Raw genomic sequence first — 16639 nt, 5'->3', positions numbered from 1 at the left:
ATTGAATTTCTCATTTCACCCCTCCGTCCATGGGGGCGCGAGTTGGTTCACCGCGAGGTGTTCGACCGTCGCGAGGTGAAAGGGGACTTGCATGGATGAGCGTTGCATAACCGGACGAAATCGGTCATCACATGTCATCCCAGTGGTTCCATACGCGGATGTGGGATATTGAGCGGTTACTCCGTGTGTTCCCGCTCGCGCGCCAGCCGCGCCAGTTCGGTACGCGAGGTCAGGCCGAGTTTGAGGAAGGCGTGCCGCAGGTGGGAACTGACGGTGTGCGGCGAGTTCACGAGGTGCTCGGCGACCTGCCGGTTGGTCATGCCCTGCGCCACCAGTCGCACGACGGCGACCTCCGACGCCGTCAGTTCCGGCCACGCGGTCACGGTCTCGGTGGGTGCCGTCCGACGGCGAGGTGCGCCCAGCACCCTCAGCCGGCGGCGGACTCGGGCGGCGTCGCACCCGGCGTCCGCCTCGCTGTAACGGTCGAGCGCCGCGCCGAGGACGGGCACGGCGTCCGCGGGGTGGGCCACGGCCAGTTTCCGCCCGGCGTCCTCCAGGGCCGAAGCGTGCGGCAGGAGCCGTTCGATCCCGTCGTACAGCTCCACGGCGTGCAGGAGGTGTGCGGTGTCGTTGTCGAGCAGGCCCCGGGCGTGGGCGGCGGCCGCGGCGAGGATCGTGAAACCGGGGTTGCGGACGGCCCGGTGCTCGGCCTGGGCGACCGCGACCGCGGCACGGTCATGGTCACCCGCCCGCAGCGCCATGCGCACGAGGACGGGGAGATCGGCCGGATCGTCGGGGCTCGCCAGCGAGGGGCCCACCTGCTCGAACGTGGTGAACGACTCGTCGAGCAGCGCCATGGCCCGGTCCGGGCGGCCCTCCGCATCGGCCATGAGCGCCAGCAGCCAGGACCCGGCGTTGCGGACGAGGATCGCCGGATCGCCGACCATCCGTCCGACCTCCGCCGCGTAGGCCCGCGCCGCGTCGCGGTCGCCGGTGTGCAGGGCGACCCGGAGCAGGGTGTACAGGAGCGTCGCGTCGGCGAAGTTGCCCATGCCCAGTTCGTCGGCCATGGCTGTGCCCGCCTCCGCCTCCGCTCTGGCGTCCGACAGCCGGCCCGCGTCCAGCAGGACGCGGGAGCGGTTCATGAGCCACAGACGCATGGCGGCTGCCTGGCCTTGCCGCTGGGTGTCCCGGATGCCGTTCTCCGACTCGGCGAGTGCCTCCGCCGTACGCCCTGCCGCGTTGAGCATGAACGCCTTCCACAGCGCCTCGGGCACCCAGAGGGAGCGCGAGAAGCCTGCTTCGGACGCGATGTCCTCGGCCTCGTCCGCGCGCCTGAACGCCCGGTCCCAGTCGCAGTCGTAGTAGAGCAGGACCGAGTGGGCCGTCATGGCGGTGGCCAACGCGGCCCTGTCCCCCACCTGCCGCGCGGATCGCAGTGCCTCGTCCACCGCCGCCCGGGCCGTCGCGCCGTAGTCCCCCACCAGCCCCAGATCGAGGCAGTACAGGGCCAGAAGGTGTGCGCGCAGGCACTCCGGGATCCCCGGCAGGGCCGCTCCGATGCCGGACTGGCGCGCTCCCTCCGTGAAGTCGTACTGGCTCGACACGCGTGCGAGGCTGAGACGCACCCGCGCCTCGGCCTCGCAGGGCAGGCTGCCGGGCAGGGCCGTCGCCCCGAGTGCGCGCGCCTGTGTCGCACGTCCGGCTCGCCAGAGCAGTACCACCGTCTCCGCGATGATCGTCGACCGCTCCGGCGCCTGCGCGGCGGTGAGGTTCAACGCCTGACGGCTCAGTTCTCCGGCAGCCGAAGGGGCGGTCTCCGAAAGCTCCGCGGCGGCGGCCCGCAGCAGCCGCACGGCGGCCTGGTCACCGGGTTCCGCGCTGTCCATCACCAGGGAGGCCGCCTCGCTCAGCGATGCTCCACGGGCCAGCACGACCTCTGCCGCATGGCGCCGCAGGGCCTTTCGCACGGACTCCGGAAGGCTGTCCGCCACGGCTTCGCGGATCAGGTCGTGGCGGAAGGCCAGCCTCCCCTCCCGTTCGACGAAGAGGTCGGAGTCGAGGGCCTCCTGCACGGGTGCGACCAGCGCGCCGACCGGCCGGTCGAGGAGTTCGGCGAGAAGCTCGACGGTGAGGGTGTGCCCGATGGCGGAGGCCGCGCGGACGACCTCCCTGGTGGGCTCGGAGAGGCTGTACAGGCGCTGCCGGATGGAGGTCTGGAAACGGGCCGGCAGGCGGTGGCCGACCAGGCGGGCCACACCGTCGGTGACGACCACTCTGCCTTCGGCGGTCATGCCGTGCAGCAGCTCCACCAGGAGCAGGGGCACCCCCTCCGCACGCCGGACGACGTCCAGGGTCGCGGTGTCCGGAGGAGCCCCGAGCACGTCCTGCGCGATCTCGCTGACGGCGGCATCGGAGAGCGGACCGAGGCAGAGCCGGAGTGCGCCGTCCCGTTCCATCCGGTCCAGTGTGGTGAGGACCTCCGGAGCGCTGCTCCCGCCCCGTATCGCCAGCAGCCACAGGATGGCGTGGGCGGACAGCCGGGACGAGAGCGTGCGCAGGGCGAGGAGGGTCAGGTCGTCGCACCACTGGACATCGTCCAGGACCACGACCAGGGGACCGTCGAAAGCGGCCCGCTCAAGCTGGTCCTGCAGTTCCTGCAGGAGCCAGAAGCGCTGCTCGGGTGCTGTGGCCAGGGCACGCAGTCTGACGGTGTCGAAGAGCGGTTTCCCGTCCGTCTGCGTGCCCTCCAGCAACGGGGTCAGCGGCACGAACTGGCTGTCGGGGTCCGCGCCGCCCCGGAACACGGTGAACGCACGGTGCCCTGCCATCGCGCAGGCTTCCGAGAGGAGCCGGGTCTTGCCGCTGCCGGGCGGTCCCTGTACGCAGACGACCCCGCCGCGGCCCTGGGCCAGCGCGTCGAACCGAGCGTCGAGTACGGCGCCTTCCGCCAGCCGGCCCCGTACCGGGGGGCGACGCGCATCGCCGGCGGGGAACGACGGGGGCGGCGGCTGGGTCGGCTTCACGGGCGGTCCTCGGGGCGGGAGCGAACGAGTCGCTTCACCTGAGGCTCAGGACGACACGCCTCCCCTCAGGTGCATCCCAAAGTAGTCGTCACAGCGGAGCGCGACCACCGGCGCCCTTCCCGCCTGGGGACGCGCCGGAATCGGGGAGCGCAGGACGATCTCAGGGTCGGGGGATGTTGCGCAGGTTGGCGCGGGCCAGGTCGAGCATCCTGCCGACGCCCCCGTCGAGCACGGTCCGGCCCGCGGCGAAGGCGAATCCCCTGACCTGGGCGGCCGAGATGTGCGGCGGGATCGACAGCGCGTTGGGGTCGGTCACCAGATCGACCAGGAACGGTCCGTCGTGGGCGAGCGCCCGCTTGAGTCCCTCGACGACATCCCCGGGGCGCTCGATGCGGATCGCCTCGATGCCCGCGCCGCGGGCGATCGCCGCGTAGTCCACCGGCTCATGGTCGGTCTCGTGCTCGGGGAGACCCTCGACCAGCATCTCCAGCTTCACCATGCCCAGCGAGGAGTTGTTGAAGACGATCGTCTTCACCGGCAGATCGTGCAGCTTCACCGTGAGCAACTCGCCCATCAGCATGCCCAGTCCACCGTCACCCGACATCGAGACCACCTGGCGGCCGGGGTAGGCGAACTGCGCGCCGACGGCGTGCGGCAGCGCGTTGGCCATGGTGCCGTGCAGGAACGAACCGATCACCCGGCGCCGCCCGTTGGGGGTGAGATAGCGCGCCGCCCAGACGTTGGACATGCCGGTGTCGACGGTGAACACCGCGTCGTCGGCGGCGAGTTCGTCCAATACCGAGGCCGCGTACTCGGGGTGGATCGGGGTGTGCCGCTCTACGTCGCGGGTGTAGGCGGAGACCACCGTCTCCAGCGACTTGGCGTGCCGGTGCAGCATCCGGTCCAGATAGGTACGGTCCCGCTTCGCCCCGACCAACGGCAGCACGGCCCGCAGCGTCTCCCGGACGTCGCCGTGGACCCCGAGTTCCAGCACGGTGCGACGGCCGAGGCGGCCCGCGTCGTGGTCGATCTGCACGGTGCGCGCCTGTGGCAGGAAGTCGTTGTACGGGAAGTCGGTGCCGAGCAGGACGACCAGGTCGGCCTCGTGCATCGCGTCGAAGCAGGCGCCGTAGCCGAGCAGACCGCTCATGCCGACGTCGTACGGGTTGTCGAACTGGATCCACTCCTTGCCCCGCAGGGTGTGCCCGACGGGTGCGGCGGTCTTCTCCGCGAGCGCCATGACCTCGGCGTGCGCGTCCCGTACTCCCGCACCGCAGAACAGCATGACCTTCCGTGCCGCGTTCAGCTTCTCGGCCAGCGCCCGAACCCTCGTGTCCGGCGCGACGACCCGGCCGCGCTCGGTGACCAGGTCACTGCTTCCCGTCGGGTGGGCCGCCTCGCCGTGCGCGACATCCCCCGGTATCACCAGGACCGACACCCCGCTGTTGCCGAGAGCCCGCTGCATCGCGATCCGCAGGACCCGGGGCATCTGCTCGGGGGTGCTGATCATCTCGCAGTAGTCGCTGCACTCCGTGAACAGCCGTTCCGGGTGGGTCTCCTGGAAGAAGCCGGTGCCGATCTGATGGGACGGGATGTGCGAGGCGAGTGCCAGCACGGGCGCACCGGAGCGGTGGGCGTCGTACAGCCCCTGGATCAGATGCGTGTTTCCGGGGCCGCAGCTCCCCGCACACACCGCGAGCCTGCCGGTCAGCTGCGCCTCCGCCGCGGCGGCGAAGGCGGCGGCCTCCTCGTTCCGGACGTGCACCCACTCGATGCCGTCGGTACGGCGCACCGCGTCGACCACCGCGTTCAGGCTGTCGCCCACCACGCCGTAGATCCGCTCCACTCCCGCCTGGCGCAGGACGTCCACCATCTGCTGGGCCACGGTCAGATTCCGCATCGCCGGACTTCTCCCCTCGGGCTGCACACCTGTCTCATATGACGCTCGACAGCCTCAATATAGTTGATACGTCCACCGCGGAGGCGGGGCGCCAAGGCTCGTCTCCTTCGTCGTCCTGACGCCTGGCTCATCTCCCCCGCCAGCAGCGGCAACTGACGCAATGTCGGATCAGACACCGCCGGGGCGCATTCGCTGTCGCCGTCGATATTGGCCCCCGAGTGGCGTCACCCCCATGCTCCTGCACACCGAAGGCAGCGCCTCGTCTCCGTCGATGCCCCACCCCGCCGCATCACGCGCACTCCGGCGAGGCCGCCGCCGTCCGGTGCACCGCCGCGTCACAGGATCGACCGGATCGCGCTCAGCCACACCTCCTGATCATCCACCGGCCGACCTCGCCGACCCCGCCGCCAGAGTCCCCCGAGCAGCACGGCGGGCCGGCCGCCGTCGCCGCCTGAGGAAGTCCACGACGCATTCACCAGCAAGGAGCCGCACACATGAACGAGCCGCAAGCCGAGAGCAACCGCCCGACACTCTCCCCGGAGCACGAACCCCTCACCCGCCGCCGCTTCTGGCAGGTCGGCGCCGCCGCCGCGCTCACCGCCGGCGCGGCGACCCTCCTTCCGGGACACGCCGCCGGGGCCGCGACGGCCAGGCCCACGGGCAGGCCGTCCAGCACTCCCCCGATCACCCCCTCCAGCACCAGCAGCAGCGGCACGACTTCGCAGGACTACTTCGACCAGGCCGCCGCACTGGCCGGCGACAACCCGATCCTGACGGACCTCGTCACCGCGCTGACCTCCGGCTTCACCCCGCCGCACCCTGATGCGCCGGATCCGACGATGATCTTCGATGATGTCGCGGTGCTGAGCGTCGGCTGGGTGTCCGCCACGGCGATCCTCACCTCCGGCGGAATCATCCTCATCGACTCCCTCACCTCACCGAGCGACGCCCAGAACACCATCGTCCCGGGCCTGAAAGCGCTCGGCGCGGACCCGTCCACGATCAAGTACGTCGTCGTCACCCACGCCCATCCCGACCACTACGCGGGCGCCCAGTACCTCGCCGACACCTACGGCGCCCGCGTGATGATGTCGCCCACCGACTGGACCACCCTCGCCGCCAGCTCGGGATCCAACATCCCGACCCGCGATCTGGACATCAGCGACGGCCAGCAACTGACCCTGGGCACCACCACGGTCACCCTCCACTACACCCCGGGCCACACCCCCGGCACCGTCTCCCCGATCTTCCCCGTCCACTGGCAGGGCACCGCACACACCGCGATGCTCTGGGGCGGCACCAACCCACCCACCGCCACCACGGACAAACAGACCTACCTCTCCTCCGCGATCAGCTTCGCCTCGACGATGTCGCAGGCCGGAGTCGACGTCGAACTGAACAACCACCCGTTCAGCGACTACGGGCTGGAGCGCATCGCAGAGCTGAGCAGCACCAGCAACCCGTTCGTCGTGGGAACTTCCGGCACCCAGCTCTTCATGCAGGTCATGGAGGACATGCTGAACGGACGCATCCTCCAGGACCAGGAGTCCTCCACCGCCTCCACGGTCACCACCGCCGCGTTCACCACCGGAGCGGCCGGGTCCGCGACGGTGACTCGCGAGGGGGGCTGCGGCTGCTGACGGAGAAGGCAGCGGGCAGGGCTCGGCCGGAGCTGTCACACCGGCCGTGCCCTGCCAGGCAGGGCCGGTGGCTCGACGGTGAGGAAATGGGCAATCCCCAGAGCCGGGAGCGGCGATGCGGCGTGACGAACGCCATAGCGGATGCGCCACGTCACGGTTTACTTGACATATCAACCTGTTGAATCATGTGCAGAGCCACGCAAGACCCTAGGAGCCCCGCCCATGCAGTTCGGCATCTTCAGTATTGGTGACATATCACCGGACCCGACCACCGGGCGGACCCAGAGTGAGGCCGAACGGATCAGCAACATCGTCAAGGTGGCACGACGCGCCGACGAGGTGGGTCTCGACGTGTTCGCCCTGGGGGAGCATCACAACCCGCCCTTCGTGCCGTCCTCTCCGCCGGCCCTGCTCGCCCACATCGCGGCCTTGACCGAGCGGATCGTCCTGAGCACAGCGGTCACTCTGATCACCACCAACGACCCGGTGAAGATCGCCGAGGACTACGCCATGGTGCAGCACCTCGCCAAGGGGCGCCTGGACCTGATGCTCGGGCGCGGGAACACCGTCCCGGTCTATCCCTGGTTCGGCAAGGACATCCGTCAGGGCGTACCGCTCGCCCTGGAGAACTACAACCTGCTGCACCGGCTGTGGCGCGAGGACGTGGTCGACTGGGAGGGGCGGTTCCGCACCCCGCTCCAGGGCTTCACCTCCACCCCGCGCCCGCTGGACGACGTCCCGCCGTTCGTGTGGCACGGCTCGATCCGCAGCCCGGAGACCGCCGAGCAGGCCGCGTACTACGGCAACGGGTTCTTCGCCAACCACATCCTGGCGCCGAACTTCCACTTCAAGCCGATCGTCGAGCTCTACCGGCGCCGGTACGAGCACCACGGCCACGGCACCGCCGAGCAGGCGATCGTCGGCCTCGGCGGTATGGCGTTCATCGCCCGGCGGTCCCAGGACGCGGTCAACACCTACCGCCCCTACTTCGAGAGCCACTCGATGTTCCGCGGCATGAAGCTGGAGGACTACATGGCCGCCACGCCCATGACGGTCGGCAGCCCGCAGGAAGTGATCGACAAGGTCCTCACCTGGCAGGAAGGCTTCGGCGACTACCAGCGTCAGCTCTTCGCGGTCGACTCCGGCGGCCTGCCGGTCGAGATGGCTCTGGAGCAGGTCGAGTTGCTGGGGACCGAGGTGGTGCCGGTGCTGCGCAAGGAGCTGGCGGCCCGCCGCAGGCCCGGCATCCCCGACGCACCGACGCACGCCTCGCTGGTGAGGGCGAAGTACGGCGACGCGGAGCCGCGCCGGCCGCGTCCGAACCCCAACCGGGGCGACAACCTGTCGGGCACCTCGCCGTACCAGGACAGCGATCCGGACGTCGAGGCCAGCTTCCCGGCAGCGTTCTGATGGCGGACGTCAGCCGGCCGGCGAACGGGGCCCGGCGCGCAAGGAGCATCGCGTGAGCGACCATCCGCCTGCCCCCGTACCGGTCACGCTCGTGGTCGTCAACGCCGGCGTCAGCGACCCGTCGTCGACCCGGCTGCTCGCCGATCGCATCGCCCAGAGGACGATCGACGCCCTCCGGACCACGGGTACGACGGCGACCGTGCGCTCGATCGATCTCGGCTCGCTCGCCACGGACATCGCGCAGGGCATCGTCTCCGGCATGCTCAACCCGAAGGTCCAGTCGGCCATGGACCTGCTGGCCGGGGCCGACGCGGTCATCGCCGCCACCCCGGTCTACAAGGCCGGCATCAGCGGTCTGTTCAAGTCGTTCGTCGACCTGATCGACAACGATCTGCTGATCGCGAGGCCCGTCGTCCTCGCCGCGACGGGCGGCAGCGCACGGCACGCCATGGTGGTCGACGAACACCTCCGGCCCCTGTTCGCCTTCCTCCGCGCCCTGCCCATGCCCACCTCCCTGTACGCGACGCCCGAGGACTGGGGGTCGACCGACCTCGGCAACCGCGTCGCCCGCGCCGCACAGGAGCTCTCCGTCCTGCTGCGCTCCGGAGCCGGCCGGCAGATCGCCGACAGCAACTGGGGCGGCTACCAGCACCGGTTCGGCGGGAACGCCACCGCCGCCGAACGGTCCGTCGAGGACGTCGACTTCGACACCGACCTCATGCGACTGGCCACCGGCGGCAGCGCCCCGGTCCACCGGCAGGAGCCCCGAAATGACCACTGACCAGGCAGGCGCGTACGCGTCGCCGTCCCCTCGGAGAGCCACCGTGGTGGTCATCGGCGGGGGCCAGTCCGGGCTGTCGGCCGGCTATCACCTGAAGCGGCGCGGGTTCGTCAGCGCCCTGGACGCGGATGCCGCGTACGCGGATCGCACGTTCGTCGTGCTCGACGGCGAAACCGCGCCCGGCGGAGCGTGGCGTCACCGGTGGGAGTCGCTGCACATGGCCACGGTCAACGGGATCTTCGATCTCCCGGACTTCCCCAAACCCCCCATCGACCCCGGGGAGCCCAGCCGTACCGCGGTGCCACGCTACTTCGCCGACTTCGAGCGGCGGACGGACCTGCACATCCTGCGACCGGTGCGGGTCACCACCGTACGTGCCGCCGACACCGACCCCGACGGCGAACTGGTGGTCGAGTCCGATCACGGCACCTGGCTGACCCGGGTGGTCGTCAACGCGACCGGCACCTGGACCAACCCCGTACTCCCCCACTACCCGGGGCAGGAGACGTTCACCGGACCGCAGCTCCACACCCACGACTACGTCAGAGCGGAGGACTTCGCCGGCCTGCGGGTCGCCGTCGTGGGCGGGGGCATCTCCGCACTCCAGCAGCTGGAGGAGATCTCCAGGGTGGCGACCACCTTCTGGTACACCCGTCGCGAACCCTTCTTCCGGGACGGCGGGTTCAACCCGGAGGTCGAGGGCCGCGAGATCATCGCCAAGGTCCTCGCCGACGTCGAGGCGGGCAGACCCACGGGCAGCGTCGTCTCGTACACCGGCCTGGCCTGGACCCCGTACGCGCTGGCGGCCAGGGAGCGCGGCGCGCTCGAACGCCGTCCGATGTTCACCGCGATCGAACCCGCCGGTGTGCGGGAGGCCGACGGCTCCTTCACCGCCGTGGACGCGATCCTGTGGGCGACCGGCTTCAAGGCGGCACTCGCGCACCTCGCCCCCCTGGCGCTGCGCAACGACCACGGCGGCATCCGGACGACCGGCACCCAGGTGGCCGGCGAACCCCGGGTCCACCTGGTCGGATTCGGCCCGTCCCAGTCCACGGTCGGCTCCAACCGCGCCGGCCGCGGCGCGGTCGTCGCGATCACCAAGTACCTGGGCGGACAGCAGCCCGTACACCGTGCCGTGACCGACAACCCTGCCTCCGCACAACCCTCTTGAGCCTCCCGAGGCCGAGGCGCTCCGCTGCCTCGGCGTCGAGGAGGGCGGGCCACACCGACGCCGTCTCGGACGGCCGCGCTTGGCCGGCGCCTTGTCGACGCGGCTGGAGCGGTGCCCACCGGGAGGCGGCCCATCCCCCACCACCAGCAGGAACCAGCCGGGCACCGTCCCGCGAACAGCACGCCACCTTGGAGCACCAGCATGAGATTTCAGGTTCTCGACATCCTGCCGCACCTGACGAACCCGGTGACCGGACGCCGGATCCGCACCGACGAGCGGTATGCCCAGGCGCTGACGTCGGCGCGCTACGCGGAGCAGTTCGGGTACGACGCCGTGGCACTCGGTGAGCGGCATGCCGGGGAGTTCCTCAGCAGCGGCGTCACCGTGCTGCTGGGCGCGATCGCCGCGACCACCGGCCGGGTGCGGATCCAGACCGGCGTGTCCGTCCTGTCGATCCACGACCCGCTCCGGGTGGCCGAGGACTACGCCACGGTCGACCAGCTCTCCCGAGGCCGGCTGGAGCTGGTGATCGGCAAGGGCAACGAGATGCGTCAGCTGCCCATGTTCGGCATCGGGAACGGCGACCAGTGGGACGCGCTCGCGGAGAAGTACGAGCTGCTGCGGCGGCTGTGGCGCGAGGAGGAGGTGACCTGGGAGGGCCGCTTCCGGGGGCCGCTCGACAAGGTCACCAGCCTGCCCCGGCCGTTCGCGGGCGCCCCGCGCATCTGGCACGGCTCGGCCACCACGCAGACCTCCGCCGAGTTGGCGGCCAGGTGGGGGGACCCGCTCTTCTCCGCCAACGCGATCCAGCCCCGCGACAACTACACCGTGCTCATCGACCACTATCGGCAGCGGTACGCCGCGCACGGCCACGACCCGCGGTTCGCCTACGTCGCGGCCGGCGCCGGATTCCTGTACCTGGCGGACACCACGCAGGAGGCCCGGGACGCCTTCGGCCCCACCTACGAGAAGATCGTCGCCTTCTTCAACCAACCCGGCATGCACACGCCCGGCAACGAGATGACGTTCGCCACCATCGACGACGCCATCGCGCACGGGCCGGTGCTGGTCGGCAGCCCGCAGCAGATCGCCGAGAAGATCCTGTGGTGGCACGAGGCGTTCGGCCACGACCTGCAGTCCTTCAGCCTGCCCACGATGATCCCGCACGAGCAGCAGCTCGACATGCTCGAACGCTTCGCGAGCGAGGTCGTCCCCGTCGTCCGCAAGGCCGCCCCCACGACGCTGTGGACGGACGCGGATCCCTACGGCGGACGCCCCGCCGTCCACGGCCGTACCGTCGCCGACGCCGCGAACGAGGTCGACAAGGCACAGCCCTGAGCCATGCCTGCGTCCTCCCGCTCGGGAGACGAGGCGGAACCCGAACGGTCGGGTTCCGCCTCGGACGTGGGTCCTTCGTGGGTCCTTCCGAAGCCGGCTCGGACGGTCCGGATCGTCAGCAGCCGCAGCCGGCCGTGCGCGGGGTGATCGCCGCCAGCGCCACCGCCCTGGTGGTGCCGGCAGCGGCGGAGTCGGCGGACTCCTGGTCCTGGAGGATGCGTCCGTTCACCATCGCCCGCACGACCTGCATGAAGAGCTGGGTGTCGGAGGTGCCGACGACGAACGGGTTGTCGGCGGTGTCCGGCGTGCCGCTCAGCTCCTGCATGCGCTCCAGGCCGTAGTCGCAGAAGGGGTGGTTGCTCAGCTCGACGTCGACACCGGCCCGCTTCATCAGGGAGCCGAAGGTCTTGGCGGAGGAGAGGTAGGTCTGTTTGTCCGTGGTGGCGGTGGGCGGGTTGGTGCCGCCCCAGAGCATCGCGGTGTGTGCGGTGCCCTGCCAGTGGACGGGGAAGATCGGGGAGACGGTGCCGGGGGTGTGGCCCGGGGTGTAGTGGAGGGTGACCGTGGTGGTGCCCAGGGTCAGTTGCTGGCCGTCGCTGATGTCCAGGTCCCGGGCGGGGGCGTTGGCCGGCTTGCTGGTGGCGAGGGTGGTCCAGTCGGCCGGTGACATCAACACCCGGGCGCCGTAGGTGTCGGCGAGGTACTGGGCGCCGCCGAAGTGGTCGCCGTGGGCGTGGGTGACGACGACGTACTTGATCGTGGACGGGTCCGCGCCGAGCGCTTTCAGGCCCGGGACGATGGTGTTCTGGGCGTCGCTGGGCGAGGTGAGGGAGTCGATGAGGATGATTCCGCCGGAGGTGAGGATCGCCGTGGCGGACACCCAGCCGACGCTCAGCACCGCCAGGTCGTCGAAGATCTTCAGCGGGTCCGGCGCGGTGGGATGCGGAACGGTGAAACCGGACGTGAGCGCGGTGATGAGGTCCGTGAGAATCGGGTTGTCGCCGGCCAGCTTGGCGGCACGGTCGAAGTAGTCCTGCGAGGTGGCGGCGGTCGCGGCACCGGCGAACTGCCCGTGCAGGAGCGATGCCGTACCGGCGCTGACCGCCACGGCGGCGCCGACCTGCCAGAAACGGCGGCGCGTGAGGGATTTGTGGCGGGGACCCTCGGAGGACGCCGCAAGGGGCATGTCGGCCGTCGGATCGGTCATTCGGGTGGCTCCTGGCTGGAGAGGGACGGGGGGGATACGTAGTTGATATATCATCTACGTCTGTGGGGACCGGCCTTCGGCTGCCCGGTGGAGTCCTCCGGCCGGTCGGTGGCGGCCCCTCAGGCGGTGACGGTGGTCTGTTCGTCGTACTGCTCGGCGTGGGCCTCGGTGCCGGTGAGGGGGGTGTCCCGGCGTTCCTTGAGGAAGAACGTGACGGTGAGACCCACGAGGGTGACGGCCGCGAGGTAGACGGCGACCGAGTAGACGGTGCCGGTGCTGGTCTGCAGGGCCTCGGCGATCATCGGGGCGAACGCACCGCCGAGGACGGCACCCAGGGCGTACGACAGGGCGGCACCGCTGTAGCGGACGGCGGTGGGATACAACTCGGCGAACAGGGCGGACTGCGGGCCGTAGGTCAGGCCGAGGCCGATGCTGTAGAGGACGAGGCCGAGCACGATCAGGCCGGTGTTCGCGGTGTTGAGCAGTGCGAAGAACGGGAACATCCAGGCGAGTTGGATGAGGAACCCGATGCGGTAGACGCGGATGCGGCCGATCCGGTCCGACCAGATGCCGCCGGCCAGGGTGCTGGCCAGCCAGCCCACGGCGGCGATCATGACGCAGATCAGGATGGTGGTGGGGTTGATCTTGAGGTGGTTGACCGAGTAGGCCTGCACGTAGCCGCCCGTGGTCATGTAGCCGACGGCGTTGTTGGCGGCGAACAGCAGGGCGCCGGCGACGACCAGGGGCCAGTGGTGGCGGAAGAGCGTGGCGAGCGGGGTGCGGGCGCGGTCGCCGGTGTCCTTCAGCTCCTGGTAGACGGGGCTCTCCTCGACCCGGCGGCGGATGACGAAGCCGGCGGCCACGAGGACGACGCTGAGCAGGAAGGGGATGCGCCAGCCCCAGGAGAGGAACTGCTCGTCGGTGGTGAGGGCGGTGATCAGGGCGAGGACGCCGTTGGCGAGCAGCAGGCCGAGAGGCGCGCCGAGTTGGGGGAAGGCGCCGAACCTGCCGCGCTTGCCGGTGGGGGCGTGTTCCACGGCGATCAGGGCGGCGCCGCCCCACTCCCCGCCGGCGGACATCCCCTGCAGGATGCGCAGGAAGACCAGGATGACCGGGGCGGTCACACCGATGGAGTCCCGGGTGGGCACCAGGCCGATGAGGGTGGTGGACACGCCCATCAGCACCAGGGTGGCGATCAGCATCGCGCGGCGGCCCAGCCGGTCGCCGAGGTGGCCGGCCACAGCGGCACCGATCGGGCGGAAGAAGAAGCTGATGCCTATGGTGGCGAAGGAGATGATCAGCGAGTCCTCGCCGAATCCCTCGAAGAACACCTTGCCGAAGACCAGGCCGGTGCACAGGGCGTAGATGAAGAAGTCGTACCACTCGATGGTGGTGCCCGCCATGGCTGCCAGCGCGACCGTGCGGTGCTGGCGGCCTGTTGCCGTTGAGGGCTGGGACATGGCTGGTCCGATCGTCAGCGGGTCATCGTCGACCCGGAGCGGAGAGGTGAGCAGTGGGGGGTGGGGGTGGGGAGTGAGCAGCGGGGGGTGCGGGGTGGGGATCGGGAAGGGTTCGGCGGCTCCGCGTCAGGCGGCGTAGTCCGGGGCGATCCGGTCGATACGCCGGCGCAGCGCGGTGAACAGCGTCCGCCCCGCCTGCGTGCGGTCGCCCATCTGGAAGGACTCCCTGGTCGAGCGCACCGCGGCCGCCGGCGTCACCGGCATCAGCGGCTGTCCTGAGGACTGGGCGGCCAGCTGGATCTCGCAGGCCCGCTGCAGGGTCCACAGGGCGGAGAAGGCGGCCGGCAGGGTCGGGCCGAGCGCGAGGAGGCCGTGGTTGCGCAGGATCATCAGGTTGCGCTCGCCGAGGTCGGCCACCAGGCGTGGCTTCTCCTCGGGGTCCACGGTGACGCCCTCGAAGTCGTGGTAGGCGACCATGCCGTGCAGTTGGGCGGCGTAGAAGTTGTCCGGGTCCAGTCCGCCGCGCAGGCAGGCGACGCCCGTGCCCGCGGTGGTGTGGGTGTGCATGATGCAGTGGGCGTCGGGCCGGCCGGCGTGGATCACGGAGTGGATCAGCAGTCCCGCCTCGTTGACCGGCCAGTCGGAGTCGGACAGCAGGTTTCCGTCGAGATCGATCTTCACCAGGTTCGAGGCGGTGACCTCGTTGTACATCAGGCCGAACGGGTTGATGAGCAGGTGCCCGTCCTCGCCCGGCACCCGCACGGTGATGTGATTGAAGATCATCTCGACCCAGCCGAGGTGGTCGAAGATCCGGTAGCAGGCCGCCAGTTCGAGCCGCGCCTGCCACTCGGCCTCCCTCATACCGGCAGGCTTCTTCGTGCTCGTGGGGAGGTCCAGAACGGTCACTGCCGTGCTCCTTGATCCATGGGTGTCGCCGCTGGGGGGGGGGAGGCGTACCTCGGTGTGCAGGAGCATGGGTGCGCGAGCCGTGGGCAGCCAATGTCGAGGCCGCCATCAAAAGCGCCCGCGCACTGTGCGATCCGACACTAAGGCTGGGTCAGCGCCGTCAGTTCCAGGGTCAGCAGCAGACGTCGCGTCGGGTCGGCGAGCGACACCCCGAAGAGTTCTTCGGCCCGGCGCAGCCGCAACCGCAGTGTGTTCTGGTGGATGTGCAGCGCACCGCTGGCCGCGACGACGTCACCGAAGTGCCGCAGATACGCGAGCAGGGTGGCCGCGTACTCGGTGGCGTGCTCGGCGTCGTGCGCCCGCAGGCGTTCCACGATGCCGGTGCGCAGTTCGCCGTCGTCGCGGACGGCGCGTACGAGCCGCCGCAGCACCAGCTCCGGCCGCAGCTCCTCGGTGCGGTACGCACCCGGATCCGCGCACCTCTCCCGGAGGTGGTCGAGGGCTGCGTCGATGTCGCGGCGGGCCCTGAGCAGGGGCGAGAGCGCGCCCACGGTCGGTGAGCCCACCGCGACGAACGAGCGGTGCAGGCTGTGCCGGGCCCGGTCGAGGAGGTGGTCCAGCAGTACGCCGGTGGACACCCGCCCCGAACCGGCGGCGGGCAGCAGGACGTAGACGTGCTCGCCGAGCAGGGCCGCCGCCGGTTCGTAGCCGAGGGAGCGGCTGTCGAGGACGGCGAGATCGACGAGCCGCAGCAGAGCGGCGTGCCGCCGGGCCGCCACGCCCGAGTCGCCCGTGTCGCCGCCTGCGGGTACCGCCTCGCTCAGCCCCACCAGGACACCGGGGAGGCGGACGCCGCCGGGCAGGTCGCTCTGCCCCGACCGGCCCTCCAGTGCGGACCGCAGGGCGCGGTCCCGGCTCTCCTGCTCCGCGTCGACCTGGCGGCGCAGCGCCAGCATGTGTAAAGCCGCCACCCGGGCCGCCTCCTGCAAGGTGGGCCCGCAGTCCGGGACCGCGGTGTCGTCGGGGAACGCGGCCCACAGGGAGCCGAGCACGTCCTCGCCCGCCCGGATGACCACGGCCATGCGCGGCAGGCTTCCGGACCTCTGGTGGCGTACGACCGTTTCGCTCGTCCACACCTTGCGGTCCAGGTGGTCGGCGATCGCGTCCTCGGGCACCCGGCGGCCGAGGATCCCCTGCCGCCGGATCTCGTCGATGGGCTGGTCGGGCAGGTTCGAGTAGGCGACGATGATCTGCTGCGTGTCCATGATCGCCACCGCTCCGCCGACGATGCCGGCGACCGCGTTGGCCAGGGAGAACAGATCACCGCCCGTCCGTGCGCCGTCGGGCTCGGAATCCACCGCACGCGCCGCCAGCACGGAGGTGGCCAGGCGCTGGACCCGCGTCCACGGCATCTGGGGATTGACGGCGAGTACGGGAACCCCTGTGGAGCGGATCCGGGCCAGCAGGCCGTCCGGCGCGGGAAGGGCGCACTTGACGGCGAGCGCGCACGAGGTGTCCGCCGCCGTCCGGAGGGCGGCGTCCATCGCGCCGGCGTCCGCGATGTCCACGCCGACGCCGAGCAGCAGATGCCCGGCCGCGGTCGCCCGCACGACCTCGGCAGAGTCCAGCAACTCGACACCGACGACCCGCGGTTCGGCCTCGGCGCCCTCCGACAGCACGCTGACCACGTCGTCCTGCAGGGCGACGACGAGCTGTTCGAGGAGCATGGCGGTCATACGGGGTCCTCCCGCACGTGAGAAATGGAGCGATGGCGGAATCTACATCAGAGGACGACCGCGA

11 protein-coding genes are annotated in these 16639 nt (G+C 70.6%); 5 read left to right on the top strand and 6 right to left on the bottom strand.

Translation table 11 applies throughout. The annotated features are described in order from the left end of the window. Positions 1-176: 176 nt before the first annotated feature. Entirely contained in the window at positions 177-3026 is a 2850-nt protein-coding gene (locus tag ACIPSJ_RS25995) for an ATP-binding protein (protein WP_401349424.1), read from the bottom strand. A gap of 160 nt (positions 3027-3186) precedes the next feature. After that, the gene (locus ACIPSJ_RS25990) at positions 3187-4926 is read right to left on the bottom strand and encodes a pyruvate dehydrogenase (RefSeq protein WP_401349421.1); all 1740 of its coding nucleotides are present in this window, start codon (positions 4924-4926) and stop codon (positions 3187-3189) included. Between the two features lie 494 nt (positions 4927-5420). On the opposite strand from ACIPSJ_RS25990, the gene ACIPSJ_RS25985 reads away from it, so the two are divergent. The 5 genes from ACIPSJ_RS25985 (at position 5421) to ACIPSJ_RS25965 (ending at position 11266) form a co-directional block, all read left to right on the top strand. Further along, a complete protein-coding gene (locus ACIPSJ_RS25985; RefSeq protein ID WP_401349418.1) occupies positions 5421-6566 on the top strand; it encodes an MBL fold metallo-hydrolase in 1146 nt (381 codons plus the stop codon). 222 nt (positions 6567-6788) lie between these two features. Then, on the top strand, positions 6789-7976 hold the full coding sequence (locus ACIPSJ_RS25980) for a CE1758 family FMN-dependent luciferase-like monooxygenase (RefSeq protein ID WP_401349416.1): 1188 nt from the start codon (positions 6789-6791) through the stop codon (positions 7974-7976). 52 nt (positions 7977-8028) lie between these two features. Further along, positions 8029-8757 carry a CE1759 family FMN reductase gene (locus ACIPSJ_RS25975; protein ID WP_401349414.1) on the top strand — a complete coding sequence of 243 codons (729 nt, stop codon included), beginning with the start codon at positions 8029-8031 and terminating at the stop codon, positions 8755-8757. Further along, positions 8747-9928, top strand: coding sequence for an NAD(P)-binding domain-containing protein (locus ACIPSJ_RS25970; protein ID WP_401349412.1), 1182 nt, complete (start codon positions 8747-8749; stop codon positions 9926-9928). The genes ACIPSJ_RS25975 and ACIPSJ_RS25970 overlap by 11 nt, the downstream gene beginning before the upstream one ends. A gap of 201 nt (positions 9929-10129) precedes the next feature. Then, positions 10130-11266 carry an LLM class flavin-dependent oxidoreductase gene (locus ACIPSJ_RS25965; protein WP_401349409.1) on the top strand — a complete coding sequence of 379 codons (1137 nt, stop codon included), beginning with the start codon at positions 10130-10132 and terminating at the stop codon, positions 11264-11266. 115 nt (positions 11267-11381) lie between these two features. Here the strand turns inward: ACIPSJ_RS25965 and ACIPSJ_RS25960 are convergent, their stop codons facing one another. From ACIPSJ_RS25960 to ACIPSJ_RS25945, 4 genes are all read right to left on the bottom strand, one after another. Further along, complete coding sequence (locus ACIPSJ_RS25960) at positions 11382-12473, bottom strand: MBL fold metallo-hydrolase (protein WP_401349407.1); 1092 nt, start codon at positions 12471-12473, stop codon at positions 11382-11384. A 119-nt stretch (positions 12474-12592) separates the two neighbouring features. Beyond that, the gene (locus tag ACIPSJ_RS25955; protein WP_401349406.1) at positions 12593-13933 is read right to left on the bottom strand and encodes an MFS transporter; all 1341 of its coding nucleotides are present in this window, start codon (positions 13931-13933) and stop codon (positions 12593-12595) included. Positions 13934-14059: 126 nt separating this feature from the next. Then, positions 14060-14839, bottom strand: a complete 780-nt coding sequence (locus ACIPSJ_RS25950; RefSeq protein WP_359226860.1) for a class II aldolase/adducin family protein — start codon at positions 14837-14839, stop codon at positions 14060-14062. Between the two features lie 140 nt (positions 14840-14979). Beyond that, on the bottom strand, positions 14980-16575 hold the full coding sequence (locus tag ACIPSJ_RS25945; protein WP_401349403.1) for a PucR family transcriptional regulator: 1596 nt from the start codon (positions 16573-16575) through the stop codon (positions 14980-14982). Between the last annotated feature and the right edge of the window lie 64 nt (positions 16576-16639).

The organism is Streptomyces sp. NPDC090088, assembly GCF_044747345.1.
Lineage (GTDB): Bacteria > Actinomycetota > Actinomycetes > Streptomycetales > Streptomycetaceae > Streptomyces.
Note: the sequence above shows the minus strand (reverse complement) of the source record. Positions and strands in the feature narration are given on the sequence as shown.